At 28.1% G+C, this 26,616-nt stretch carries 26 protein-coding genes and 1 tRNA gene; 12 read left to right on the plus strand and 15 right to left on the minus strand.

Features of this window, described 5'->3' with window-relative positions:
• Positions 1 to 245: 245 nt before the first annotated feature.
• The 8 genes from BINT_RS00150 to BINT_RS00185 all read left to right on the plus strand — a co-directional run bounded on the left by BINT_RS00150 (position 246) and on the right by BINT_RS00185 (position 7,370).
• Positions 246 to 908 (plus strand): DUF4405 domain-containing protein, encoded by a 663-nt coding sequence (locus BINT_RS00150; RefSeq protein ID WP_041177116.1) that lies wholly within the window; start codon positions 246 to 248, stop codon positions 906 to 908.
• A 323-nt stretch (positions 909 to 1,231) separates the two neighbouring features.
• Positions 1,232 to 2,284, plus strand: coding sequence for a methionine ABC transporter ATP-binding protein (locus BINT_RS00155; RefSeq protein WP_014486521.1), 1,053 nt, complete (start codon positions 1,232 to 1,234; stop codon positions 2,282 to 2,284).
• On the plus strand, positions 2,265 to 2,945 hold the full coding sequence (locus tag BINT_RS00160; protein ID WP_041177117.1) for a methionine ABC transporter permease: 681 nt from the start codon (positions 2,265 to 2,267) through the stop codon (positions 2,943 to 2,945). Before BINT_RS00155 ends, BINT_RS00160 begins: the two co-directional genes overlap by 20 nt.
• Positions 2,946 to 2,976: 31 nt before the next feature.
• A complete protein-coding gene (locus tag BINT_RS00165; RefSeq protein ID WP_014486523.1) occupies positions 2,977 to 3,933 on the plus strand; it encodes an L-lactate dehydrogenase in 957 nt (318 codons plus the stop codon).
• Positions 3,934 to 4,049: 116 nt separating this feature from the next.
• The gene (locus tag BINT_RS00170) at positions 4,050 to 4,847 is read left to right on the plus strand and encodes a MetQ/NlpA family ABC transporter substrate-binding protein (RefSeq protein ID WP_014486524.1); all 798 of its coding nucleotides are present in this window, start codon (positions 4,050 to 4,052) and stop codon (positions 4,845 to 4,847) included.
• Positions 4,848 to 4,862: 15 nt separating this feature from the next.
• On the plus strand, positions 4,863 to 5,663 hold the full coding sequence (locus tag BINT_RS00175; RefSeq protein ID WP_014486525.1) for a MetQ/NlpA family ABC transporter substrate-binding protein: 801 nt from the start codon (positions 4,863 to 4,865) through the stop codon (positions 5,661 to 5,663).
• A 24-nt stretch (positions 5,664 to 5,687) separates the two neighbouring features.
• Positions 5,688 to 6,476, plus strand: a complete 789-nt coding sequence (locus BINT_RS00180; RefSeq protein ID WP_014486526.1) for a MetQ/NlpA family ABC transporter substrate-binding protein — start codon at positions 5,688 to 5,690, stop codon at positions 6,474 to 6,476.
• A 78-nt stretch (positions 6,477 to 6,554) separates the two neighbouring features.
• Positions 6,555 to 7,370, plus strand: coding sequence for a MetQ/NlpA family ABC transporter substrate-binding protein (locus BINT_RS00185; protein WP_014486527.1), 816 nt, complete (start codon positions 6,555 to 6,557; stop codon positions 7,368 to 7,370).
• An 83-nt stretch (positions 7,371 to 7,453) separates the two neighbouring features.
• Here the strand turns inward: BINT_RS00185 and BINT_RS00190 are convergent, their stop codons facing one another.
• The 9 genes from BINT_RS00190 to BINT_RS00230 form a co-directional block, all read right to left on the minus strand.
• Positions 7,454 to 7,882, minus strand: coding sequence for a PTS sugar transporter subunit IIA (locus BINT_RS00190; RefSeq protein WP_014486528.1), 429 nt, complete (start codon positions 7,880 to 7,882; stop codon positions 7,454 to 7,456).
• Positions 7,883 to 8,845 carry a serine hydrolase domain-containing protein gene (locus BINT_RS00195; protein WP_014486529.1) on the minus strand — a complete coding sequence of 321 codons (963 nt, stop codon included), beginning with the start codon at positions 8,843 to 8,845 and terminating at the stop codon, positions 7,883 to 7,885.
• A gap of 31 nt (positions 8,846 to 8,876) precedes the next feature.
• On the minus strand, positions 8,877 to 9,785 hold the full coding sequence (gene murQ / locus BINT_RS00200; RefSeq protein ID WP_014486530.1) for an N-acetylmuramic acid 6-phosphate etherase: 909 nt from the start codon (positions 9,783 to 9,785) through the stop codon (positions 8,877 to 8,879).
• 19 nt (positions 9,786 to 9,804) lie between these two features.
• Positions 9,805 to 10,662: a MurR/RpiR family transcriptional regulator gene (locus tag BINT_RS00205; RefSeq protein ID WP_014486531.1), complete on the minus strand. Its 858-nt coding sequence runs from the start codon at positions 10,660 to 10,662 to the stop codon at positions 9,805 to 9,807.
• A gap of 15 nt (positions 10,663 to 10,677) precedes the next feature.
• Positions 10,678 to 11,154 (minus strand): PTS system mannose/fructose/N-acetylgalactosamine-transporter subunit IIB, encoded by a 477-nt coding sequence (locus BINT_RS00210; RefSeq protein ID WP_014486532.1) that lies wholly within the window; start codon positions 11,152 to 11,154, stop codon positions 10,678 to 10,680.
• Positions 11,155 to 11,185: 31 nt separating this feature from the next.
• The gene (locus tag BINT_RS00215) at positions 11,186 to 12,013 is read right to left on the minus strand and encodes a PTS system mannose/fructose/sorbose family transporter subunit IID (protein WP_014486533.1); all 828 of its coding nucleotides are present in this window, start codon (positions 12,011 to 12,013) and stop codon (positions 11,186 to 11,188) included.
• 31 nt (positions 12,014 to 12,044) lie between these two features.
• A complete protein-coding gene (locus BINT_RS00220) occupies positions 12,045 to 12,848 on the minus strand; it encodes a PTS mannose/fructose/sorbose/N-acetylgalactosamine transporter subunit IIC (protein ID WP_014486534.1) in 804 nt (267 codons plus the stop codon).
• A gap of 694 nt (positions 12,849 to 13,542) precedes the next feature.
• On the minus strand, positions 13,543 to 14,913 hold the full coding sequence (locus BINT_RS00225) for an MATE family efflux transporter (protein ID WP_014486535.1): 1,371 nt from the start codon (positions 14,911 to 14,913) through the stop codon (positions 13,543 to 13,545).
• 77 nt (positions 14,914 to 14,990) lie between these two features.
• The gene (locus BINT_RS00230) at positions 14,991 to 16,373 is read right to left on the minus strand and encodes an MATE family efflux transporter (RefSeq protein WP_014486536.1); all 1,383 of its coding nucleotides are present in this window, start codon (positions 16,371 to 16,373) and stop codon (positions 14,991 to 14,993) included.
• Positions 16,374 to 16,523: 150 nt separating this feature from the next.
• Between BINT_RS00230 and BINT_RS00235 the strand changes: the two genes are divergently transcribed.
• Positions 16,524 to 18,503: an ATP-dependent helicase gene (locus tag BINT_RS00235; RefSeq protein ID WP_014486537.1), complete on the plus strand. Its 1,980-nt coding sequence runs from the start codon at positions 16,524 to 16,526 to the stop codon at positions 18,501 to 18,503.
• Between the two features lie 321 nt (positions 18,504 to 18,824).
• Here the strand turns inward: BINT_RS00235 and BINT_RS00240 are convergent, their stop codons facing one another.
• Genes BINT_RS00240 through BINT_RS00250 form a run of 3 tightly spaced genes read right to left on the minus strand, consistent with a single transcriptional unit; the run spans position 18,825 to position 20,168 of the window.
• The gene (locus BINT_RS00240) at positions 18,825 to 19,343 is read right to left on the minus strand and encodes a hypothetical protein (protein WP_014486538.1); all 519 of its coding nucleotides are present in this window, start codon (positions 19,341 to 19,343) and stop codon (positions 18,825 to 18,827) included.
• Between the two features lie 24 nt (positions 19,344 to 19,367).
• Positions 19,368 to 19,925, minus strand: a complete 558-nt coding sequence (locus BINT_RS00245) for a hypothetical protein (protein WP_014486539.1) — start codon at positions 19,923 to 19,925, stop codon at positions 19,368 to 19,370.
• Between the two features lie 33 nt (positions 19,926 to 19,958).
• Positions 19,959 to 20,168: a hypothetical protein gene (locus tag BINT_RS00250; protein WP_041177118.1), complete on the minus strand. Its 210-nt coding sequence runs from the start codon at positions 20,166 to 20,168 to the stop codon at positions 19,959 to 19,961.
• A gap of 298 nt (positions 20,169 to 20,466) precedes the next feature.
• Here BINT_RS00250 and BINT_RS00255 point away from each other — a divergent pair, with 298 nt between their 5' ends.
• Entirely contained in the window at positions 20,467 to 22,080 is a 1,614-nt protein-coding gene (locus tag BINT_RS00255; RefSeq protein WP_041177119.1) for a peptide ABC transporter substrate-binding protein, read from the plus strand.
• A gap of 158 nt (positions 22,081 to 22,238) precedes the next feature.
• On the plus strand, positions 22,239 to 22,556 hold the full coding sequence (locus tag BINT_RS00260) for a hypothetical protein (protein ID WP_014486542.1): 318 nt from the start codon (positions 22,239 to 22,241) through the stop codon (positions 22,554 to 22,556).
• 157 nt (positions 22,557 to 22,713) lie between these two features.
• Here the strand turns inward: BINT_RS00260 and BINT_RS00265 are convergent.
• A tRNA-Ile gene (locus BINT_RS00265) sits at positions 22,714 to 22,787 on the minus strand.
• Between the two features lie 202 nt (positions 22,788 to 22,989).
• On the opposite strand from BINT_RS00265, the gene BINT_RS00270 reads away from it, so the two are divergent.
• Positions 22,990 to 23,817 (plus strand): EFR1 family ferrodoxin, encoded by an 828-nt coding sequence (locus BINT_RS00270; RefSeq protein ID WP_014486543.1) that lies wholly within the window; start codon positions 22,990 to 22,992, stop codon positions 23,815 to 23,817.
• Positions 23,818 to 23,902: 85 nt separating this feature from the next.
• On the opposite strand, the gene BINT_RS00275 is transcribed toward BINT_RS00270, so the two are convergent.
• Positions 23,903 to 24,559 (minus strand): DNA-formamidopyrimidine glycosylase family protein, encoded by a 657-nt coding sequence (locus BINT_RS00275; protein WP_041177120.1) that lies wholly within the window; start codon positions 24,557 to 24,559, stop codon positions 23,903 to 23,905.
• Positions 24,560 to 25,140: 581 nt separating this feature from the next.
• Positions 25,141 to 26,424 carry an adenylosuccinate synthase gene (locus BINT_RS00280; protein WP_014486545.1) on the minus strand — a complete coding sequence of 428 codons (1,284 nt, stop codon included), beginning with the start codon at positions 26,422 to 26,424 and terminating at the stop codon, positions 25,141 to 25,143.
• Positions 26,425 to 26,616 lie beyond the last annotated feature (192 nt).

The following is a 26,616-nucleotide window of genomic DNA, read 5'->3' on the forward strand; positions in this document are numbered from 1 at the left end:
TATTCCTAATTTCTATGGATTTCTTATTATTGCTAGCAATGACTTTATTATATATAAAAAATCTCGCTTTAAAAAATTATATCATAACAATAATAAATAATAAAAAAATATATAAATTTTTTTACAAAAAATAAATTATAGGAAACTTTTAACAAATTAATTCGTCTAATAAAGTAAATAGCATGCTATATTATTTTAATAATTGAGATGATTGACTAATTTTGTAAATAGGGGGAAAATTATAGATGAGAAATAGGATTAAAATAATTATAGATATAATAATGACAGTTCTTTATTTCGTTTTGATGGGATATCATTTTACAGGACGAACTATACATGAATATTTAGGCTTTTTAATTTTTGTATTTTTTATACTTCATAATGTAATGAATATTAATTGGTATAAAAATCTGCCTAAAGGAAAATATAATTTAAATAGATCGCTTAATACATTTATAAATGTTATGCTTTTTATATGTATGTTTGGATTAGTTATAAGCGGTATATTATTTAATAGAGATTTAGTAGAGTTTCTTAATCTTAGCAGTATCAAAGTATTTAATAAAAAAATGCATATAGTTTGCAGTTATTGGGGATTTATATTGATGTCTGTACATTTGGGAATGCATTGGGGAATATTTATAAACATGAGCAAAAAAATTATAAATATAAAAAAACAAATATATATATTGATAGGTTTGATAATAGCAGTATATGGAGTAATTTCTTTTATAAAAAGAGGTTTTTATATTAATATGTTTGTAATTGCCAAAGTTCCTAAAGCTGAAGAAGCTGCAATATTTTTCTTTATGGATCATGTTGCTGTAATGGGGGTTTTTATATTCATTACTTATTACTTACATAGATTAAGCAATAAATTAAATAAGATGAGTATACAACAACAATAATCAGTTTATAATTTTCAAAGTGCGGGCATAGATGTAATTAAGTTTTAAAACTTATTTACATACCCCGCCCTTTATTCTTTATTATTTAATATGTAATTTTTACTTTAATTTATCTTTCTGTTTTTATTATAAATTACAGCACCCGCCCAAGTTTTTATTATATTAGCAATTTATTTAACCGCATTTAATCTTATAATTATTTATTAATAAGTATTTTTTAATTAAACATTTTATCAGTATTGACAGATATATTTAAAAATATATAATTGAAAAAATGGGTTTTATTTTCAATAAATTTTATAATCTAATTTTCAGGATAATAGATGATAGTTTTAGAAAATGTCAGTAAAGTATTTAAAACTGCTAAGAATAAACAGCTCAATGCAGTTAATAATGTATCTTTAAAAATAAACAAAGGCGAGATATACGGCATAATAGGTTTTTCTGGGGCGGGAAAATCAACTTTAGTAAGATGTATAAACTTATTAGAAAGACCTACATCAGGAAAAGTTTATGTAGGCGGAGAGGAATTAACATCTTTAAAACCTAGAGAGCTTAGAGAAAAAAGAAAAAAAATAGGCATGATATTTCAGCAGTTTAACTTATTCGGTTCAAGAACAGTATTTAAAAATGTTGCATACCCATTAAGATACAGAGGACTTTCAAAAGAAGAAATAGAAAAAAAAGTTATGTCTTTACTTGAACTTGTAGATATAAAAGAAAAGGCATATGTTTATCCTTCGCAATTAAGCGGCGGACAAAAACAAAGAGTTGCAATAGCTAGAGCTTTAGCTAATGATCCGCAAATACTTTTATGCGATGAAGCTACCAGTGCTTTAGACCCGCAAACAACATCATCTATATTGAAGTTATTAAAAAAATTAAATGAAGAACTTGGAATAACTATAGTTGTAATAACTCATGAGATGGGTGTTGTAAAAGAATTATGTCATAGAGTGGCAGTTATGAATAAAGGCTGTTTAATAGAAGAAGGTAATATATTTGAAGTATTCTCTCATCCTCAAAATCAAATCACTCAGGATTTTATAGATACTACTTCAAATGTATCTAAGATATACACACTTATAGAAGAAAAACATAATATAACAGAATTAAAACAAGGTGAATGTATAGTAAGATTAAAATATAAAAAAGATTCTGTAGGAGAGGCTTTAATATCTCATATTTCAAGAAAGTTTAATGTTGATGTCAATATAATATTTGGAAATGTTGAGCTTATAGATGAAAGCCTTTTAGGGGGACTTGTTGTTATACTTCATGAAAAAGAAAAACATGGTATAACAAAAAGCATAGAGTTTCTTAATGAACAAAATGTAGATGTAGAGGTAATAAAAGATGCTAGATATGATGAATAATTTAATGCCTAATGTTATGGCTGATTTACCTAGACTTTATCAAAGTATAATACAAACTTTTGTAATGCTTTTTTATTCTGGAATAATATCATTTTTCATAGGCGGATTTTTAGGAGTACTTTTAATAGTTACTAAAAAATTTGGAATAATGGAAAATATATTGTTATATGAAGTGCTAAGTAAAGTAATTAACTTTTTCAGAGCAATACCATTTATAATACTTCTTGCTATGTTAGTACCTCTTACAAGATTTATAATGGGTACTGCAATAGGGGTAAAAGGAGCTATTATACCATTAATATTCGGAACTGTTCCTTTCTTTGCAAGACAGATAGAAAGTGCATTATCCGAAGTTAATCCGGGATTGGTAGAGGCTGCACAGTCTATGGGATCATCTCCTATAGCTATTATTTTTAGAGTATATTTAAAAGAAAGTATTGCTCCTATAGCAAGAGGAACTACTATAACAATAATTAGTTTAATAGGACTCACTGCTATGGCTGGAGCTGTAGGTGCAGGCGGACTTGGAACTTATGCTATACAATCAGGATATTATAGAAATAAATTAGATATTATATATGTATCTGTAATACTTCTTGTAATACTTGTTGGAATTATACAGGCTATTGGAAATTTTATAGTAAAAAAATCTACGCATTGATAAAAAATAATATATAGGAATTGAATTGTTCATGGAAACTTTATTAAAAAGAAGAAAAGCTGTATTGATAGGGGCAGGACATGTAGGTTCGCATGTTGGGTATGCATTGGCGGCTCAAGGTTTAGTTGAAGAAATAATTTATATAGATATAGACGAGAAGAAGGCATTCGCTCAGGCTTTAGATATATTTGACTCTACAGTTTATTTACCTCATAGAGTGGAAGTAAAAGCTGGAAGTTATAAAGATATAGATGATGCTGATATAATGGTGGTATGTGCCGGACCTTTGCCTAATATGAATCAAACTAGAATGGATACTTTAGGTGCTACAATAGAGGTTATGAAAGATATAACATCTAAAATAAAAAATACAAAGTTTTCAGGAATCATAATTAATATTTCTAATCCTGCTGATGTTATAACTCATTATTTACAAAACAAATTGAATTATGATCCTAAGAGAATAATATCCACAAGCACCACATTAGATTCTGCAAGATTAAGAAGAGCCATATCAGAGGCAATTAATGTTGATCAGAAATCAATATATGCTTATGCTTTAGGCGAACATGGAGAAAGTCAGATGGTGGCATGGTCAGCAGTTACTATAGCAGGAAAGCCTTTATTTGAGCTTATGAAAGAAAAAGATAAATACTCAAAACTCGATTTAAATGAATTGGCTTATAAAGGAAGAAGAGGAGGATGGGATATTTTAGAAGGTAAAGGCTCTACAGAGTTCGGAATAGGTACTGCTTTAGCTGAAGTTGCACGTGCTATACTTTGTGATGAGCATAGGGTTCTTCCTGTTTCAGTGTATCTAAATGGAGAATACGGACAAAATGATGTTTATGCTTCTGTTCCTGCTGTGCTTGGAAGAAATGGAGTTGAAGAGATAATTGAATTAAATATGAATGATGAAGAGAAAAAATTATTTAATGAATCTTGCAGTGTGATGAAAAAGAATTATGAATTAGCTTTGAATATGTAATAATATTTTTATAGTATTATATGTATTCATAAATATTATATACTTAATATATTAAAACAAATTCTCAATTATAAAATTTATTAAAGAGAATTGTATTATATAAAAATGATAATGCTATGAGAAGAATAATTTTATTTTTTATTTTTATATTTTCTGTTTCATGCTCTAATGCAGATAAAAATGTTCATATAGTGAGAGTGGGATATATAGGAGAATCGGATAAAATTATTTGGCAAGAGGTGATGAAAAAAGTTTCTAATGATAATATAGAAATAGAATTGGTATCATACATTAATTATTCTTCTCCTAATAAGGCTCTTAATGATGGGGAGATAGATTTAAATAATTTTCAGCATTATGCATTTTTTAATAAGGAGTTGGAAGATAAAGGATATGAATTAACTGCTATAGCAGATACATGTTTAGCAGCTATGAATATATATTCTGATAATATAACAAATATTAATCAGATTAAAGAGAATGATAAAGTTGCTATACCTAATGATGATTCTAATAGAGGCAGAGCTTTAAAAGTATTAGCAGCTGCTGGGTTGATAAAATTAAAAAATATATATAAACAAAATCCTACTATTAATGATATAAAAGAAAATAAATTAAATTTAGATATAATTGAAGTTGATGCTGGAACTATATATGGTTTGCTTCCAAATATAGCATGTGCAGTTATTAATAGTAATTTTGCTTTAAACTTTGGACTTGATCCTTATAGAGATTCTATATTTAAGGATAATCCAAGTAATTATACTGATAAAAATTATATAAATATTATAGCAGTTAGAACAGAAGAAAAAGATAATGAAATATATAAAAAAATAATAAAAGCATACCAATCTGATGAAGTTAAGGATATATATGATAAAAATTTTAAAGGAGTATATATAGCAGTTTGGTAATTTTATAGTTTTTAGTTGGGGGGAAACTATGAAATATTTATTAAAATTTTTTTATTAATCAATATTATTTCTTGTGAAACTCCTGAGCCTGAAGTTGTAACTGTAGGGCATATAGGAGAATTTGATTATGATATATGGAGGCAGATAGACGAGGAGCTTAGAATCGAAAATACTAAGTTAGAACTTGTGTATTTTCAGGATTATGAGCTTTTAAATAAGGCATTAGATGATGGAGAGATAGATTTGAATTCTTTTCAAAACTATATTTACTTTGTGAATGAAACTAATAAGTATAATTATGATCTTCATATTCTAGGCAAAACTTTTGTTGCACCTATGAATATATATTCAAAATTTATTACGAATATAAATCAGATATCGTCAAATGCTAAAATAGCTATTCCAGATGATGAAGTAAATTTATCAAGGGCATTGCAAGTATTAGAAGTGGCTAATATTATAAAGCTTGAAAGGTTTGATAATAATTTTTATAGTATAACTAATATTATAGAAAATAATTTGAATATTCAGTTTATACCTATGGATGCAAGTATAATTTACTTTAATATGGATAAGGTTGATGCGGCAGTTATAAATTATGGATTTATTTCAGACTATATAAATTATAAGATTATATTTTATGATGATATATCAAAATATTCGCATGCTGGTTTGATGTCCTATGCTAATTTGATTGTATGCCGAGAAAAAGATAGAAATTCTAATCTTTATAAGTTTATAACAGAAAGCTATAGACAGAAGATGAAGAAAAATATAGATAAAAATATATTAGATGGTCTTATTGCGATTGACTAATAATTATATATAGGGATTCATATAATGAAAAAATTATTATTTATTTTATTTTTATTACTATTTATTATTTCTTGTAATTGTAAAAAAGAGGAAGTGGTAAAAATAGGATATATAGGCGAACTTGATATGAGTATATGGGAATATGTGTCTAATGAAATGAAAGAGCAGAATATTTTATTAGAATTGATACAGTTTTCAGACTATTCTATAATAAACAAAGCTTTAAATAGTGGTCATATAGATTTGAATCATTTTCAGCATTACGCTTATTTTGTTAATGCTACAAATAAAAATGATTATTATTTGAGTATTATAGATAAAACTTTTATAGCGGCTATGAATATGTATTCAGAAAATTTAACTAATTTATCTCAGTTAAAATTACATTCAAAGATAGCAGTACCAAAAGATGAAGTAAATTTATCAAGATCATTAAAAATATTGGAATCTATAGGATTATTAAGATTAACTAAGAAGAATAATGTTAATTACAATTTTACTACAAATGATGTAAGAGAAAATTATTTACAATTAGAGTTTGTAGCTGTAGAGGCTGATGATGTTTATTCTGTTATGTCTTTTGTTGATGGGGCTTTTGTTAATCTCAATCTTAATTTTGATTTTAAAGATTCAAATATTTTATATTATGATGATCCTAGTAAATATGAATCAGATATGTATATTAATCTTATAGTGGCAAGATTGGAAGATGAGGATAATGGTGTTTATAAAAAAATAGCAGAAGCTTATAAAAAAAGAATAAAAGAGGTTGTTGAATCAGGAAAATTAAAGGGAATTATCATCAATTATTAATAGTTTTTATTGAAATTATTCAAAAAATAATATAATCTAGATAAACTAATTTAATTAAAATTTTATAAAGGAGCGACAATGAGAAAAATTTTATTATTGATATCATCAGCTATATTATCATTGATGATATTATCATGCGGAAATACTTCTTCTGGTGATCAAAAAATAGTTAAAGTTGGTTTTGCAGGAGAGTCTGATTATCAAATTTGGAATCCTATAGTAGAAAAATTAGCTGAGGAAGGAATAAAAGTAGAGTTAGTATCTTTCTCTGATTATACTATACCTAATCAGGCTTTAAATGATGGAGAGATTGATTTGAACGCTTTCCAACACTATGCATACTTTAATGATGAAGTATCAAATAAAGGATATGATTTAACTGCTATCGCTGATACTTATATATCTGCTATGAATATTTATTCTACTAATATTACAGATGTAAAACAATTAAAAAACGGCGATAAAATAGCTATACCTAATGACCCTTCTAATGGTGGAAGAGCTTTAAAAGTTCTTCAGGCTGCTGGAATCATTAAAGTAAAACCTGAGGCAGGAGATACTCCTAGCGTAAGCGATATAATAGAAAATCCTTTAAATGTTGAAATAGTAGAAATGGATGCTGGTGCTATTTATGGTGTTTTACCTGATGTTGCTTGTGCTGTTATCAATGGAAACTATGCTATAGACTTCGGTTTGAATCCTGGTTCTGATTATATATTCAAAGATGACCCTTCTATTTACAGCGGAAAATCTTTTGTTAATTTAATAGCTGCAAGAACTAAAGATAAAGATAATGAATTATACAAAAAAGTTGTAGCAACTTATCAATCTGAAATAGTAGAAAAAGTTTATAATGAGAATTTCTTAGGTTCTTATCTTCCTACTTGGAAATAATAATTGAATAATATTTGAATTATAAAAATAAAAGCATGAGATAATAAAAAAATCTCATGCTTTTTTATCTTATACTAAGTTAATCAATCTAAATCTATATCATCATCTTCTTCACTTAATGAAGGCTCTAATATAGCATCTTTACCTGTGCTGATTATATCATTAACTAATTCATTAATATCTTCTTTATCAGATGAAAAATATTCTAATATCATAGCGAAATTCATTCCAGCTATTAATCTTATATTGAATTTATTTTTTTCTTTTTTTGAAAATATATTTCCTATATTAAAAGGAGTTCCGCCATATAAATCAGCCAATATTATAATATCTTTTGCATCTTCAATTTCATTAAGACAGCTTTGTAATTTTCTAGAAGTTCCTTCAAATCCGTCTTCAGCAGCCATACATACAGTATGATATCCTGCAACTTCTCCTAATATCATTTTAGCGGATTCCATTATTTCATGTGCAAAATTTCCATGACTCATAAGTATTAAACTAGGTTTCATTTATTCCTCCATAAATATTTTATTTAATTCTTCTCTTAATTCTAAATATGCATTATTATTTCTGTTTGGGTGAATTCTGTTTGTGAGAATTATCATAGCTTCTTTAGAGTTTAAATTTATCAATATAGAAGTTCCTGTAAAACCGGTATGATATAAAGTATATTTTCCGTATCTCTTATCCCAGCCTAAAGTTCTTTCTCCGATATTAATGTCTATTAGTTTTTTTATTGATTTATGAGATAAGACTTTTTCATCATCATTTAATATAGAGCGGGCAAAAATATTTAAATCTTCAAGTGTAGAAAATAATCCAGCACTTCCTATCTCTCCCAAAGCATGAGCTTTAGAGTCATGAGCTTCTGAGCAAATTATTCCTCTTTTATCTGTAATTTCAGTTGGAATGCAGTAGTCTTTATTAGAAGGGTAGTATGAAGTATTATTCATATTGGCTGAATTAAAAATATAATCTTTAAATGCTTTATCCAAATTGAGATTTGTAATATTTTCTATTATAAAGCCTAATATAATAAAGCCTATATCAGAGTATATTGTTTTATGATAGTTTTCTTTATTTATAATAGTGTTTTCAAATATTTTATTTCTATCTATATTGGTTTTATCATCTAAATCTGCTTTAAGTCCGGAATTATGAAGCAGCAATTCTTCTATAGTGGTATTATTATCTTTGAAATTACTGCAGAATTTGACAGCTTTATCATCTAAATTTATTTTGCCCAAATCTAATAATTTAAGCATCATTGAGGCAGTACCTATAACTTTTGTAAGAGAAGCCAAATCATAAATGCAATTATGATCAACTTTATTAGAATTATTAGTTCCGTATATACCTATATAATTATTTTTAATATCATCATTTTTTATAAAACTATATGAGACATTATATATTATATTTTTTTCTAAAGCCTCATTTAACATAGATGATATAGTGTCAAATTTATTCACAGTAATTTCCTTTTATAAACTAAAAATATTTTTAAGCATTTTTAGCTTTTTCTATAGCTATTCTCACCATGTTATTAGATTCTTTTAAAAGTTTCTGAGCTTTATCTTTATCTATAGAAGCCTTATTCATTATTATTGAAACGGCAACAGATTTTCCTGATTCTTCAAATAATTTAGAAGACTTTTCTATATCAAGACCTGTTATTGAAGATATCATTCTTATAGCTCTAGTTTCCAACTTTTTATTTGTAGGAAGCACATTAACCATGTAGTTTCCATAAACCATTCCTGATTTTATCATTACACCAGTTGAAATACTATTTACAACCATTTTAGCGGCAGTTCCTGATTTCATTCTAGTAGAACCGGATATTACTTCAGCACCCACTATAGGAGTAATAACTATATCTGCAGATTTCTCAACATTTTCATTTCTGTTTGATGATATCATCACAGTTAATGCTCCTACTTCTTTGGCATAATCCAATCCACCTAATACATAAGGAGTTCTTCCGCTTGCTGCTATTCCCACAACGCAATCTAAATTAGTAAGTTTGCAATTTACTAAATCTTCTTTTCCTAATTCTCTGGAATCTTCAGCTCCTTCAACGGCTCTGTACATAGCTTCCTTTCCGCCTGCTATGAGTCCGAAAGCTCTTTCAGGTGAAACATTGTATGTAGGAGTAAGCTCTACAGCATCTAAAGTACCCATTCTTCCAGATGAACCAGCACCTATATATATTAATCTCCCACCTTTTATATATCTTTTTGCTATTTCATCTATAGCTTTTGCAATATTTTCACTTTCTTTTCCTACTGCTTCAGCAACTTTAACATCTTCAGAATTTATTATTTTAACCATTTCTATAGTACTTAAAGCATCTATATTTTTAGAATTTTCATTTACAGATTCTGTTACAAGATTATCCAAATTTTCCATATTTTATAACTCCATATACTTATTCTTCATCATCTAATTTTAATTCTCTAGTTAGAATGCTTGTATTTATGAGATTATCTTTTATATTTTCAAAGTCTTTCTGTATAGCACCAAAGTATAAAAGATCGCTCACAATAAGAGATGAATATTTTGAAGTAATAGCACCCATTCTAGTAAGCTCTTCATTGTTAGGAACAGTGATCAAAACATCAGCCATTTTAGAAAGATTATTTGTCTTCTTCCTTGTTACGGCTATTATAGATGCTTTTTTTGCAGAAGCTATTTTCACAGGATAAATAACTTCATTAGTTCTGCCGCTATATGAAAAGGCTATAACTACATCTTCTTCTGTAAGATAATTAAAAAACTCAGCATTCAAATGTGCATCTTCATAGAAGAAAGCATTGAAATTTGCTCTTTTAAGTTTATGAAATAAATCATAAGCCGATAGAGATGAAGCTCCTATACCAAGCATATATATATTTCTTGCATTTCTTATAAGTTTAAAAGCTTTCTCCAATGCATTTTTATCTAATTGATAGAAAAAATCTTCATTAGATGATTTTATTAAGAGCATAATTTTATCGCATAATTCTTCTACATTATCATCAGCTGATATTATAGTATTGATATTGTATTTATTATCATCATCACCATTTTTACTTGCTATAGATATTTTAAGTTCATCTAATCCCTTGAATCCAAGATCTTTAGCAAATCTCACCACAGAAGCAGATGAAACCCCGCAGTTTTTTGAAATATCCAAAGCTGTTAATTTAATAACTTCTTTAGGATTTGACAAAATATAATTAGATATTTTCTTGTATGCTTTACTAAAATCTTCGTATTTATCTCTTATTATTAAATATGCATTCATTTTATTTTACCACTCTTATTTTAAATATGCTTCTATAGATTGATCGGATTCATTTGGAAGCATTTGAGCAGTTACATTTATACCATCAGCTATCATACTTTTTATTAAAGCTATATCATCTTCTGTGAGATTTACAGATTTTTTTATTTGTACAGAGCCTTCTTTTTTGGCTACATTACCAATATTAACAGTTTTTATAGGTACGCCGTTTTTTATTATTTCATTCATATCCTCTATATTTTTTGTTATTAGGAATATTTTATCTTCGTCATATACTCCTTCTTTAAATTTTTCTGCAGCTTTTGCTTTTGATAATATTGATAATTTAACTCCGGCAGGTTTTGATATTTTTAAAGCGGCTATTATAGTTTCATCTTTTACAGCCTGATCATTAACTACAGCTATTCTTGTAGCTCCTACAGTATTTGTCCATACCATAGCAACTTGTCCATGTATCAATCTTTCATCTACTCTAGCATTTACTATACTCATAATTATTTCTCCTTTTTATATATTAAAAAAATTATTTACTGAATAAACCAATAACAAAATCAAGCATTCCTTGAGAATTACCCAATACCATTCCTATTGCTATTATTACAACAATCAAATGAGTAGAATTAAATTTCTTCTTACCCAAAAGCCAATAAGAGAATAATACTACAAGAAGCGGTATTAAAGAAGGCATTATCTTATCAAGCATTGACTGTATATCCAAAGAAACTTCACCTAAAGTGAATGTAAGATTAAGTTTATAAGTTATAACAGATGCTATTAATCCGCCTACAACTGTTAATCCTAAAATTGCAGCTCCTTCTGTTATAGGTGCTATAGAATTGGCAAAACCTACAGCTAATTTTTTACTTTGATTATAACCTATATAAGTAAATTTATATCTTAAAAAAAGTACAGCTAAACATGCAAATACAGGAACTATTAATCCTATAGCATTACCGTCTAAAGCTATATAAGAAGCAATGGAGAATACTATTGCTCTGTATATAGCAAGGAATAAAGTATCTCCAACACCCGCGAAAGGCCCCATTAATCCTGTTTTTAAACTAGATACAGCCTCTTCAGATTTTTCTCCTAAACTCTCTTCCAAAGCCATATCAGCACCTATGATAAGGTGAGACATTGCAGGAGTAGTATTGAAATAACCTAATTGCATTTTTAAAGCTTTTTTCATTCCTTCAGGATTATTTTTATATATTCTTTTTAAGGCAGGCATTATTACCCAAGCATATCCTAATCCTTGCATTTTCTCATAATTCCAACCCCATTGAAATCCGAATAAATTTCTAACATATACTTTATTAATATCACTTTTAGTTAATTTATTATTTTCCATTTATTAACTCCTATATAATTAATATAAATTCTTATCCGTCTATTTCTATTTCATCATCATCAGAAGCCGCTCCAGCAGTTTCTTTTATAGCTCCTTTTTCCATTGTTCTGTGATAATTAAGAGCAGCAAAAGCAAATCCTAATAAAGCCACAGCCAATACACTCATGTTTCCTCCGCTGAATGCTATTGCTACAAAACCTATTATGAAATAATAGAAATATTTTTTAAGAGGCAAATATCTCATAAGTATCGCAATACCCATTGCAGGAAGTAAAGCTCCGGCAGCCTTTAATCCGTTCATAAACCAGCCCGGTATGAAATTATTTATAGTTTGTATTACTGTTTCTCCGAAAAATAATCCTATAAATACAGGTATTACTCTTGATAATACCCATGGTAAAATACCCAATACATTACACATCTCAACGCCTCTGTAATTGCCTTCATCAGCGTATCTATCTGCTTTATGTTGAAATATTAAGTTAGTCATTCTTCCTAAAATATCCAACTGAGTCAATAAAAGTCCTATAGGAACCGCTATAGCTATTCCATATTCAGCACCTTTTTGCGAAATTATAGCATAAGAAGTGCCTATTATAGCTCCGGATAAATAATCAGGAACAGTGGCTCCTCCATAAGTTGCTACACCTAATGTGGCTAATTGCAAAGTAGCACCTATAAATAGACCAGACTTTAAATCCCCCAATAAAAAACCTGTGAAAGCAGCAGCAAATAATGGTGTATATACGCCTATTTGTATAGAAATTTGATCTAATACGCCTATGACAGTATATATACATAGTATTAGAATTACTATAGCAGATAATTCTTGCATAAAACATACTCCTATAAATATTCTTGTAATTATATTACATTTATTAACATTTTATCAAATTAAAATGTAATTTCATTACATTTTAATAGTATATATAAAAAAATATCTATTGCAAGTTATTTATTCAAAAAAACTAGAAATTATCATAATTTTTTATGAAAAATCAGATGAATTTTAATATAATAAAGTAAATTTTATAGTATGAAATTATATATAGAATTATATTGTTAATTGGTATTGAACGCACAATAAATAAAACTAAAATATAGATTAATTTATAATTCAAATTTTATTATATTCTTAATTTTGTTCACCATGCGTTAAATATATTTTTAACCTAATAACCGTTTGGGTGGGTGCTATAATTTCTAAATTAAACAATAGAAAAAAGAAAAATTAAAATTGCAAGATAAATTAAAAAGCCTATAGGGTGGGCAAATGTAATTAAATTTTAAAACTTAATTTACATACCCCGCCCTTTAAAATTTATTGCTATACTTTAAATATAAACATCAATTATATTTAAAGCCTCATTAGAAATAAAGCACCCGCCCAAGCATTTTTTAAATTTAAAGTCTACTCAACGCACGGTTAGAAAAACTTAAATAATATAATTAAATTATAATTAAAAAATGAATATATATTTTTGACTTTGCTCTCCGTGCGGTATTTAAAATTCAAAGTAAAAAATAAATTATATATTACTCTGCATACTTTTTAAATGCTTTATTTCTATAGTTACCATTATAATAGTAACTATTAAAGCAGCTCCGTCAGCAATAGGACCGGCATACATTACGCCATCTATACCGAATATTCTAGGAAGTATTATTATAAGAGGAAGAAGAAATAAAGTCTGCCTAGTTACAGCAAGAAATGCCCCCTTAAATGCTTTACCTAAAGAACTAAAGAATGTTCCAGTTACAGGCTGAGCAGCATTGATTATCATAAGCATCATAAATATTCGCATGTACTTTTCAGAGAATTGAAAATAAAGCTCGCTTCCGTCCCCGAATATAGAAACAATTTGTCTAGGGAAGAATTGAAATAATAAAAATGCAATGAATGTTATGATGCTTGTTATTATGATAGTATATTTATATGTTTCAATAACTCTTCCGTAATTTTTTGCCCCATAATTAAAACCTATTATAGGCTGACTTCCTTGAGAAGCTCCTATTACAAAAGACATTACTAGCATATTAACTTTTGCTACTATTCCGGAAACTGCTAAAGGTATATTACCTCCATATATAGAGTTGCTTCCATAGTAGCTAAGTACATTATTCATAACAATTTGAAGAATCATCATAGATAAGTTGCTGAATCCTGCAGAAGCACCTAATGCAAATATTTTTAATATTGATTTGAATTCAGGTATAAAGCTTTGTTTTTCAAATTGAATATTTTTGAATTTAAATATGTATGCGAAAGCTATAAAGAAAGATACATACTGTCCTATAACTGTGGCAAGTGCAGCACCGGCAATACCCATTTTAAATACGAATATAAATAAAGGATCTAAAATAGTATTAACAATAGCACCGCTTAAAACTGAAGCCATAGAATATTTGGGACTACCGTCTGCCCTTATAGTATAACTCATAACCATAGAAAATATATAAGCTGTAAATCCAAAAGAAGTTATATCGGTGTATATTACTGCATAATCTAAAACTTCTTTTGTTGATCCGAATGCTATCATTAATTTTGTATTAAATATCTTTACAACTATTGATAATATAATACCAAATACAAAAGATAAAGTAATGCTGTTTCCTATGATAATAGATGCATGTTTATTTTCGCCTTTTCCTAATAGTATGCTGTAAAGCGAAGCTCCTCCAACACCTAGAAACAATGATATAAATATGCATATTATAGTGAGAGGGAAGGCCACATTAGTTGCGGCATTCCCATTAATTCCCACACCCTGTCCTATAAATATTTGATCTACTATATTATAAAGAGAGCCCACAAGCATTGATATAATACTTGGAGTTCCATATTTAAATAGAAGCCTATGTATCTTTTCATAATACAAAGGGTTTGATGAAACTGACATACATAAATCCAATAAACATATTAAATAAATTCATTATTTATAAAGTATATTTATTTTTCTTACATTTGCAACTTTTTTCAATTACTTTTATTCTTTTCAAGTATTTTTAATTTTTTTATTTCTTTGCTTACCAATATAACAGTAACTATCAAAGCCGCTCCGTCAGCAACAGGTCCGGCATACATTACTCCGTCTATGCCTAATATTCTAGGAAGTATTATTATAAGAGGAAGTAAAAATATGATTTGTCTTGTCATAGATATAAATGCCCCTTTGAATGCTTTTCCTAAAGAAGTGAAGAATGTACCAGTTACAGGCTGAATACCATTTATCACCATTAATGCCATATATATTCTCATGTATTCTTCAGCAAAATGAAAATACAATTCGCTTCCGTCCCCAAATATTCCTACAATCTGTCTTGGGAATAATTGAAATAAAAGAAAAGCTGTAAATGCCATTATAGTTGTTATTGTTATAGTAAGTTTATATGTCTTTATAACTCTGTCATAATTTTGAGCTCCATAATTAAAACCTATTATAGGCTGGCTTCCTTGAGATGTACCTATTATAAAAGCCATTACAAGCATATTGACTTTTGATATGATGCCTGCTACAGCCAAAGGAATATTTCCTCCGTATATGGAATTAGTACCATAATAGCTAAGTACATTATTCATAGTGATTTGAACGGCCATCATTGCTAATTGATTAAAACCTGATGATGAACCTAAAGAAAATATTTTCAATATGTTTTTAGGATCAACTTTAAAATTATCTCTTTCAAAAGTTATATGCTTGAATCTGAATAAATATCTGAAAACTATAGCAAATGAAATGAACTGTCCTATTATTGTTGCAAGTGCTGCACCTGACATACCCATATCAAATTTAAATATAAAAATAGGATCTAATATAGTATTCACAATGGCACCGCTAAGAACTGACATCATAGAATATTTAGGGCTTCCGTCTGCTCTTATTATATGGCTCATCATCGTAGAAAATATAAATGGTATAAATCCAAATGCTGTTATATTTGTATATTCAATTGCATAAGGCAAAACCTCTTTTGTAGAGCCAAACATTGTCATGAAATTTTTATTAAAAAGTTTTACTATCACAGTAAATATAAAACCTAATACAAGTGCAGATACTACGGCATTTCCTATAAATGTAGCAGCTCTTTTATTATTTCCCTGTCCTAACAATATGCTGTACATTGAAGCACTGCCGAATCCATGAAACAATGCTATAGACATACAAATTATTGTAAGAGGAAAAGCAACATTTGTAGCAGCATTGCCATTAATACCTATTCCCTGACCTATAAATATTTGATCTACTATATTGTATAAAGAACCTACAAGCATTGATATGATACTTGGAGTAGCGTATTTAAATAGAAGTTTATATGGTTTTTCATAGTATAAAGGATTAGAAACTACATCATTATTCATAAATAAAATCCGTTATATAAAAAATAATTCTATTAAGTATATTATTTTTTTATCGTTTTTTCAATAAGAAAAGATTACTATAATAATAACTTGAATATTAAATAATATACAATATAATAGGAAATCTATTTTGATTTTAAGGTGCATAATATGAATATACTTGAGAATGTGAGCGAAGTTCAAAGAGAAGGAATACTGCATACAGGAACTCCTTTACTTCTTTTAGCAGGAGCAGGAAGTGGTAAGACTTTAGTTATTACTAGAAAAATAGCTTATCTTATAAATGAGCTTGAAATAGCTCCTGAAAATATAATGGCTGTAACTTTTACAAATAAAGCGGCACATGAGATGAAAGAGAGAGTATGCGATTTACTTCCGGATATTAAGCCAAGCAGATTATTTATTAGAACTTTTCACTCTGCATGTTTAAGGATATTAAAAGAGAATGCACATTTCCTAGGCTATAAATCTAATTTTCTTATTTTAGATGAAGGCGATAAATCATCAGTTATTAAAAGAATAATGAAAGAAGAGGAAGTTCCAAAGAGTATAGGACAGAAAATTATAACTAGATTTATATCCAATGTGAAAAATGGAATAGATGATGGTATAGTTTTCGACAGAGATATTTTTGAAAATGTTTATAAAAAATATACAGAGTATGAGCTTAATGAAAATGTAATGGACTTTGATGATTTAATTTTAAATACTATAAAATTATTTGAACAAGAAAATAAAGTTTTAAATTATTATAGAAACAGATTTAAATATATTTTGGTAGATGAGTTTCAGGACACTAATCCTCAGCAGTATAAATTGATAAAATTATTAACTCAGGAGGCAGATAATGATTTAACAGTTGTAGGCGATGATGATCAGAGTATATATGCATTCAGAGGTGCAGATGTTTTGAATATACTTGATTTTGAAAAAGATTATCCTAATACGAAGATAATTCGTCTTGAAGAGAATTACAGATGTCCTAAAGATATTGTAGAAGCTGCTTTGAGTGTAATAAAAAATAATGCTAATCGTCATGAAAAGAATGTGTTTTCAAATAAGCCTAATGAGTTTAAAATAGAAAATTGGATTTGCTACAGTGATTTAGAAGAGGCTAGAAGTGTAGTTAATGAAATAGAATCTTTATTTGATAACGGATTTGAGGCAAGGGATATTGTGGTATTATTTAGGACAAATAGTCAGTCTAGAGCTTATGAAAAGGAGTTAAGGCTTCATTCTATAAATTATAAAATAGTGGGCGGTGTAGGATTCTTTGAACGTATTGAAATAAAGGATGCAATTTCTTTTTTAAGGCTTATGACTGGTTTCGGTGATAACTTCAGTGTAAGGCGTACTATAAATGTTCCGCCTAGAGGAATAGGTGAGAAGAGCTTCAGTAATTTCGAAACTTTTGCAAATACCAGAAAATTAACTCTTTACAATGCTATTGATTATATTGATGAATCATCACTTACAAAAAAAGTTATTTCAAATATAAAAGCATATAAAAGTATTATAGAAGAATATGCTGTGAAAATAAAAGAAGATATTATAAACGAAGAAGGTATTCATATAGAATTATTATTCTTTGAGTTTTTAAAAGATATAGATTATTTTTCAATATTTAAAGGTGATGGAAATGAGAGGGTGATAACTGCAGAAGAGAATATTAAAGAGCTTTTCAGAGGTTTTTACGATTATAAATCAATGGAGCCTAATGCCACACTTATAACATTTTTAGAAGAAAATACTTTATACAGAGATTTAACTACCAATGATGATAAGGAAGATTATGTAACATTGATGACTATTCATAATGCTAAGGGTTTGGAATTTGATGTTGTATTTATGACTGGAATGGAGCAGGGAGTTTTTCCTCATTATTTTTCGCTTGAAGAAGAGAAAGGCATTGATGAAGAGAGAAGACTTTGTTATGTAGGCATCACAAGGGCAAGGCGTAAACTTTATCTTACATACTCAAAAAAACGAAGGGTAAGCACTGGTATAATGGAGCAGATTCCTTCTTCATTCTTAATGGAGATACCTAAAAAATTAATGCTCATAAAAGAAAAGGCCAATTATTATTCCGGCAGCTATATGGATATAGACGAAGATGCTTTTGATTATTGATTTTTTAATGATTTAAAAATTTAAATTAACGCACGGTGAACGGAACTTTATATATAGTTTAAATTATAATTTATAGTTAATTTATATATTTAGTTTTGCTATACGTGCGGTGTACGATCTTTAAATTTAAAATCCACTTGGGTGGGTTTCTAAAAATTCTAATGATATAATAAAGAATTAAAAAGTTTGTATTCTATATAAAAACTATAAGTCTTGAGGGTGGGGAGTTGATAAGAAATTAAACTTAAAAAATAAATAAAAAAGCGGTAAAGTATATCACTCTGCCGCTTTTACTTTTTAATAATTATATATAATATTAAATTATAATTTTTCTAAGACTTTTTTAGCAAATACAGCTCCAAAACCTATAACAGCAACAACAACTACTAATTGGAAAATACCTTCTATGATATCATCTAAATTATATAACATATAATGCATTCCGAAGAATCTTGAAGAAAATATGAATAATGCTATCAATGCCAATACAGCAATTACAACCATAACTATAAATAGCCTTTTAGAAGATTTACTGTTTTTTTCTTTAACAACTATAACATCTTTTTTATTATCAGATTCACTTTCATTTGATTTTGATTCTTTATTATCTTTAGCATCTATTTTTTTGAATAAAACAATAGCAAACATTATCATTACAGCAAATACTGCTATTTTTAATAATGCCTCTAAAACTTCATCAAAATCATGCATCAAATAAAACATATAATACTGCAAACCTAAAAATCTTATAGCCGCTATGAGTAATGCAGCTGCCACAATCGAAGCAGAAATAATTATAAACTTTTTTGATTTTACTACTGACATTATATTATTTTTCATAATTCCTCCTTTATCAAAAATAAATTATCTTATTCTTTTTTTATCATCTTTTAATTTATACTCAGGTTTTAATTCATAAACTTTTTCGTATCTCGGATCATTTTCCCTGCTGTCTATATTACTTTTTACATTATTTGGAAGTCTTCTCTCTCTTCTGTCATAATCTCTCATATCATATTCATATCGCATATCTTCTTCTTTGATTCTTTCTCTTCTATTATTTCTTTCATTTCTATAATCGTCTTCATAATAGTCATAATCTCTATTACTTCTCATCCTATTATCATAATCATCTTCATAGTCATCATCATAATAATAATCATCTCTTCTTCTCATTTTTCTTCTTCTGCTTGGCTTTCTGTAATCATCATCTCTGTTACTCTTTCTTATCTTTCCTGAAGTATTGTCATCTTTCAAAACTTTTTTTATAAAGTATATCACAGCCAGTATTACAACAACCATGAGTATTAGCTTTATTATATCTTCAATAAAATCATCTACATCATCTATTAAATCAAAACAGTATAGATTTGCAGCCATAATCAAATTGAAAATAAAAGCCTTTAATCCTAATTTTTTCATTACTTACTTTCTCCCATTAATTTTTCTTTTTTATTATCTTTTATTATCTGTCATCAGAATTATTATCTTTTTTACATACTTTTTGAATATATATACACATGCTGCTATTATTACTACGATACCAATTATTTTTGCCAAATCATCAAAAATAAAGTCAAAAGTATCTTCTATTAAATCAAAAGAGTATAAATTGGCAGTCATAATAAAGGCAGATACTAAAGCCATTAAACTTAACTTTTTCATATTATTACCTCCTTATTAATCCCTTATAATTAAAGTATAGCACATTAAATAAGTTTTGTAAAGGTAAATTTAAATAAATTTTACAAAAAATATAGTATTGTAAATTAAATGTAAATTAATGTATGATACAAATAATACATTTAAATACCATTTAAAATAATTTTTTATATATAAAGAATAGAATTTATTTGTATATTAATTATTTTATATAAATATGTACAAATGTAAAAAAAATCATTGATTAATAGTTAATATAAAATATAATAGTTTTAAATAAAAAATATATAGGATAACAGCTATGAAAAAGATTGTAATTATGATTTTATCCATAAGCATGATGTTATTATTTATAGCATGCGGAGGAAAGAAAAATGAGGAAGGAGCTATATATATTAATGTAGGACCTGAACCTAAAACTATAGACCCTGCTTTAAATTCTACTGTAGATGCTAATATATATATTCAGCATGTTTTTGAGGGGCTAGCTACTAGAGATAAGGATAATAAAATAGTACCGGGTGTTGCTGAAAGTTGGGATATAAGCGAAGACGGTTTAACTTATACATTTCATATAAGAGATAATGCTAAATGGTCTGACGGTAAAAAGATTACAGCAGATGATTTTGTTTATGCTTGGCAGAGAGTAGTTGATCCTGTTACTGCAAGCGAATATGCCTATCAATTTGAACCTGTATTAAATGCTATGGATATTAATTCTGGTAAGAAGCCGGTTTCTGAATTGGGTATTAAAGCTATAGATGAAAAAACTTTGGAAGTAAAATTGAATGCTCCTACAGCTTATTTTTTAGAGTTAGTAGCTTTTTATACTTTTTATCCTGTTAGAAAAGATATGATAGAAGAAAATGGAGATAATTGGACACTTTCTCCAGAAACATATATAGGAAATGGACCTTTTATAATGACAGAAAGAAGAACAGATGACAGAATTGTAGTTGAAAAAAATACTAATTATTGGAATGTTAATAATATAGTACCTGAAAAGCTAGTATTTATACTTATGCAAAACGGTACTGCTGCAGTTGCTGGAATAAAAGAAGGTTCTTTACATTTTGCTAATAATCCTCCGCTTCAGGATATTGAAAATTTAAAAAGCGAAGGTTTAATGCATATTTCTCCTTATTTGGGTACATATTATTATTGTTTGAATATTACTAATGATATATTAAAAGATGCTAGAGTTCGCAAGGCTTTAACTTTGGCTATAGATAGAAATTATTTAGTAGAACAAGTAACAAGAGCCGGACAGCTTCCTGCAAGTGCTTGGGTTCCTAGCGGAGTAAATGATGTTGAAGGAGCTGATGGAGATTTCAGAAAGGTAGGTGGTGATTATTACAGTATAAAACCTGAAGATTATCAAAAGAATTTGGAAGAGGCAAAACAACTATTAGCAGATGCTGGTTATCCTAATGGAGAAAATTTCCCTGTTATAGAGTTCAAATCAAATTCAGGAGAGCATATACAAATATTTGAAGCAGTTCAGCAGATGTGGAAAGAGGGACTTGGTATAGATTCTACTATAGCACAGGAAGAATGGGCTACTTTCCAAACTACAAGACAAGAGAAAAATTATGTTATAGCTCGTCATGGTTGGATAGCTGATTATAATGATCCTATGAGTTTTTTAGGTGTATTTTTAAGCTATAGCATACAAAATAATGGCGGTTACTCTAATAAAGCCTATGATGATAAATTAAAACTTGCTATGTCTACAATAGATCAGGATATAAGAATGAAAGCTATGCATGAGGCAGAAGATATACTTATGGAAGATATGGGATTAATACCTCTTTATTTCTATACTGATCCTATTATGGTTAGTAAGAAGTTATCTGATGTTATTTATGATCCTCTTGGAGCTCATAAATTCTACTATGCTAAATTGGCTAAATAATAAAATTAATTGATTTTTACAATATTGAAGGCGGATTTTCTTAAATTTTAGAAAAATCCGCTTTATTTATGTAATTTTCAATATTAGACATTTTTATAAATTTGTCTTTTTTCTAAAAAATGTTATTATATTAGTATAAAAGTATTTGGAGTTTTGTTATGTTATTAAAGGATAGAAACGGACTTTATAGAGGTAAAGCAACAATAAAAAATTTTCTTAGTTTTGATATTGACATAGAGGCTTTAGTAGATGAAAAAGGAGATATAAAAGTAACTACAATAGCACCTATAGTAGGTAAGATAAGCCATAGTATATCTCTTGGTTCGGATTATGATAAAGATGATTATGACATGAAATTTGGAGAGGATATTTTTCATATAAAATTTGATTCTAATAATTCTATAGAAATAGAGCTTCCTGAAAAAATTAGCGGAAGTTTAATAGTAACTAGAAATGTTGTTTTAAATAGAGTATAAAATAAAAATCAGTTCTTTAAAATAAGATTAAAAGAACTGATTTTTTATATATTTGTATAGAAAAAAGTTTTATTATAAATAAATAATCTTATTTGCTTTATTTAACAACTGAACAACCGAGGTACAAACTATAGTAAATGATATTTAATTAGGGTATTGGGCCAGCAGGGACTTGAACCCCGGACCCGATGATTATGAGTCATCTGCTCTAACCGACTGAGCTACTGGCCCCTAGTTCTTAAGAAAAATCTTCTTTCGATTTGAGTATTATAAAATAATTATAAAAAAAGTCAATACTTAAACGATAATTTTTTTATTTTTTATATAAATAGTATATTAAATGCTTTTTTGTATATTTACTATTGACTTATAGAAATAAATTTACATAATAAGTTAATATATAGCAAAAATACATGAAGGGAGTATGTTTATTATGAAGGTTGACAAAGTTTATTCAATATATTATAGTGCCACTGGTACTACTCAAAAAATAGTTTCTTATATAGGCGAAAATATAGCAAAGAAACTCAATGTTGAATTTGAAAAGTATAATTTTACCTTACCAAAGAAAAGGGAAGGTGTATTGGAGTTCAAGGAAAATGATTTGGTAATATGCGGAACTCCTACTTATGCTGGAAGAATACCTAATGTTATGCTTCCATACTACAAGAATAACATTAAAGCTAATGGTGCTTTAGCTATACCGGTTGTATTATATGGAAACAGAAATTTCGATGACTCTTTAATAGAACTTAGAAATACTATGCAGGAAAATGGTTTCTATACTATAGCTGGTGCAGGCTTTATTGGTGAGCATGCTTTTTCTTATGTGCTTGGTGCTGGAAGACCTGATGACAAAGATATGGCTATTGCGGCAGAATTTGTTGACAAAGTTGTTGAAAAAATTCAAAATATGACTGACATTCCTAAAGAGCCTATTAAAGTGAGAGGAAATGATCCTATTCGTCCTTATTATATGCCTAAAGATAAAAATGAGCATGCTATAGATATATTAAAAGTTAAGCCTAAAGTAGATACTTCAAAATGCACTAACTGTAAAACTTGTGCTCATGTATGTCCTTTGGCTTCTATTGATTTTAATGATATTACACAATATGTTGGTAAATGTATCAAATGCGGTGCTTGTATAAAAAAATGTCCTGAGCATTGCAGATATTATGATGATGAAGGTTTCTTATACCATCAGCATGACTTAGAAGATGAGTTTAAAAGAAGAGCAGAGCCTGAATTATTCTATTAATTAATTTATAATCATAATAAAAAAATAAGCCCTGAAATAATTTCAGGGCTTTTTATTTATCTTATATAACTTAAAACTTAAAAAATTATTCTTCTTCTGATGAATCTCCGTCATCTTCTTCTGTGTTTCCGGAGGCCTCTCTCAATACTTGTTTTATGGCATCAAATATTTCTCTTGCTTTTACTTTAGTTACATCTGATGTTTTAGTTTTTTTAGTGATAGATGCTTTCTTTAATATCATATCGCCATATACATTACCTATTCCGCTCAATATTAAAGGGTTTTTTATGAGCTTTTCTACTGTAGTATCATTATCTGCTAATAATTGACAGAATAAATTATAATTGAATTGTTTAGTAAGAGGGTCATATCCTATTTGAGGCATTGTTGTAGAATCTTTCCAAATAGGTATTATTTTAGTTATTTCATTTTTATCTTTACTATCATCTACAACAAAGAAATTGCCATGATCGGTTTCCAATTTTAATATGCTGTTTTCATAATCATCATCTTCTGTTAATACGAATGATCCATTAGGGCCTAAGTCTACAAGCATAGCGTCTTGAGAAAACTGAAAATGCATGTATCCGCCGTATCTTAGAACATCTATTATTTTCTGACCTTCTATATCTTCCATTTCTTTGTATTGTTTATCTATGGCTACTATTTTATTTATATAAGAATAGCAAATTTCACCTTTTATTGAGTTTATTAATGTAATTAAATTTGGCAGTTCTTTCATAACTTCTAATCTTCCTAATAGTATTATGTTTACTTTATATTTTAGCATGAAAGAAAAAAAATCAAATTTTATAATATAACTATAGGGGTATATTATGAATTTAGGCGAGTGTTGTAATTTCTAATAATGCAGAAAAATAAAATAAATTTAAAATTTTATAGTAAAATATTGAGTCAAGAAGGACGGGGGTATGTAAATAAGGTTTTAAAACTTTGATTACATTTGCCCACCCTTTAGATTTATTATTAAAATATGAAATTTTTATTTTTTATTTCTATATTATTTAAATTAGATTCTTTTGAATCCCACCCAAGATTTTTTTAAATTTATTGCTGAACCTAGATTATTTGTATATTAAAATGCAATATACCGAAAGTACATTGTACTTTGAATAAAGAAAGTCAATACCGTTTGGGACTAGTACTGGGCGGGTGCTGTAATTTCTAAGAACGCATTAAAGATAAAATAAATTAAAATTTCATAGTAAAATATTGAAGAAAAAGGGTGGGGGAATTAGAATAAATTAAAAAGCCTGCATTTGATTAATACAAACACAGGCTTAGCAATTTTTATATTATAAATTAAAAAATCTTCTTAACTATTATAGTTTCATCTCTTCCAGCACCTACTGAAACAATAGATATATCTGTTTCAATAACTTCGCTTAATCTCTTGAGATATTTTTTAGCATTTTCCGGAAGTTTGTCATATTCTCTTATATCTCTTGTGCTAGTTTTCCAGCCTTCGAACTCTTCGTATACAGGTTCAGCCTTTGAAAGCACTTCTAAATCTGCAGGATATCCTTCCAATATTTCACCATTATATTTATAGGCAACACATATTTTTAATTTATCCAATTCATCTAATATATCAAGTCTAGTTATAGCAATAGAATCAAGTCCATTAACATAGGAAGCATATTTAACAACACAAGCATCAAGCCAACCGCATCTTCTAGCTCTTCCTGTAACAGTACCATATTCTCCGCCTCTATCTCTTATAAGCTGTCCCACATCATCAAAAAGCTCTGAAGGGAAAGGACCTTCTCCAACTCTTGTAGAATAAGCCTTCACTACACCAATAACATTATCAATTTTTCTAGGGCCTACTCCGGAACCTGTACAAGCTCCGCCAGCAGCAGGATAAGATGAAGTTACAAAAGGATAAGTACCATGGTCTAAGTCTAGCATAGTAGCCTGAGCACCTTCAAATAATATATTTTTCTTTTCTTTTATAGCTTTATTTAATATAGTAGTGGTGTCAGCAACAAAAGGTCTTAATCTATCGGCATATTCTAAATACTCTTTTAGTAAGTCATCATAATTAACGCCTTCATGATTATAAAGTTTTTTGAGTAATTTATTTTTTAGCTCAACATTAAACTTTAATTTTTTAGCGAATGTTTCTTTATTCATCAAATCAACTATTCTTATACCCAAACGGCTTGATTTATCCATATAGCAAGGACCTATACCGTTTTTAGTAGTGCCGAGTTTATTTTCTCCGAGGTCCTCTTCCTGAAGCTCATCTAAAATTTTATGATAAGGCATAAGAACATGGGCTCTGTCTGATATTTTAAGATTTGATATATTAACTTTTTTCTCTATTAAAGAATCAATTTCACTTAAAAAAACTTTAGGCTCTATAACTACGCCATTACCAATTACACAAACTTTATCTTTATGAAGTATACCTGAAGGTAATAGTCTTAATTTATATTTAACATTATCCACAACAACGGTATGACCTGCATTACTTCCGCCTTGAGAACGAACAACATATTCGCAATTTTCAGCAAGATAATCAACTATTTTACCTTTACCCTCATCACCCCATTGAGTTCCTACAATAATTACTGAAGCCATTTTTAACTCCTTATTCTATTATTAAAAAATAGATATTTTATGAAAATTTTTGTAATAATAAAAAATTTCTATAAAACACACAAGGGCTATTATATTAATATTTTTTAAGAATTTCAAGCGAATTTGATTAGAAATTTCTATTCATAATAATGCTATGTTGATAATTTTATAGTATGAAACAATCATTTATCA

The sequence above is a fragment of the Brachyspira intermedia PWS/A genome (assembly GCF_000223215.1).
Classification (GTDB): Bacteria; Spirochaetota; Brachyspiria; order Brachyspirales; family Brachyspiraceae; genus Brachyspira; species Brachyspira intermedia.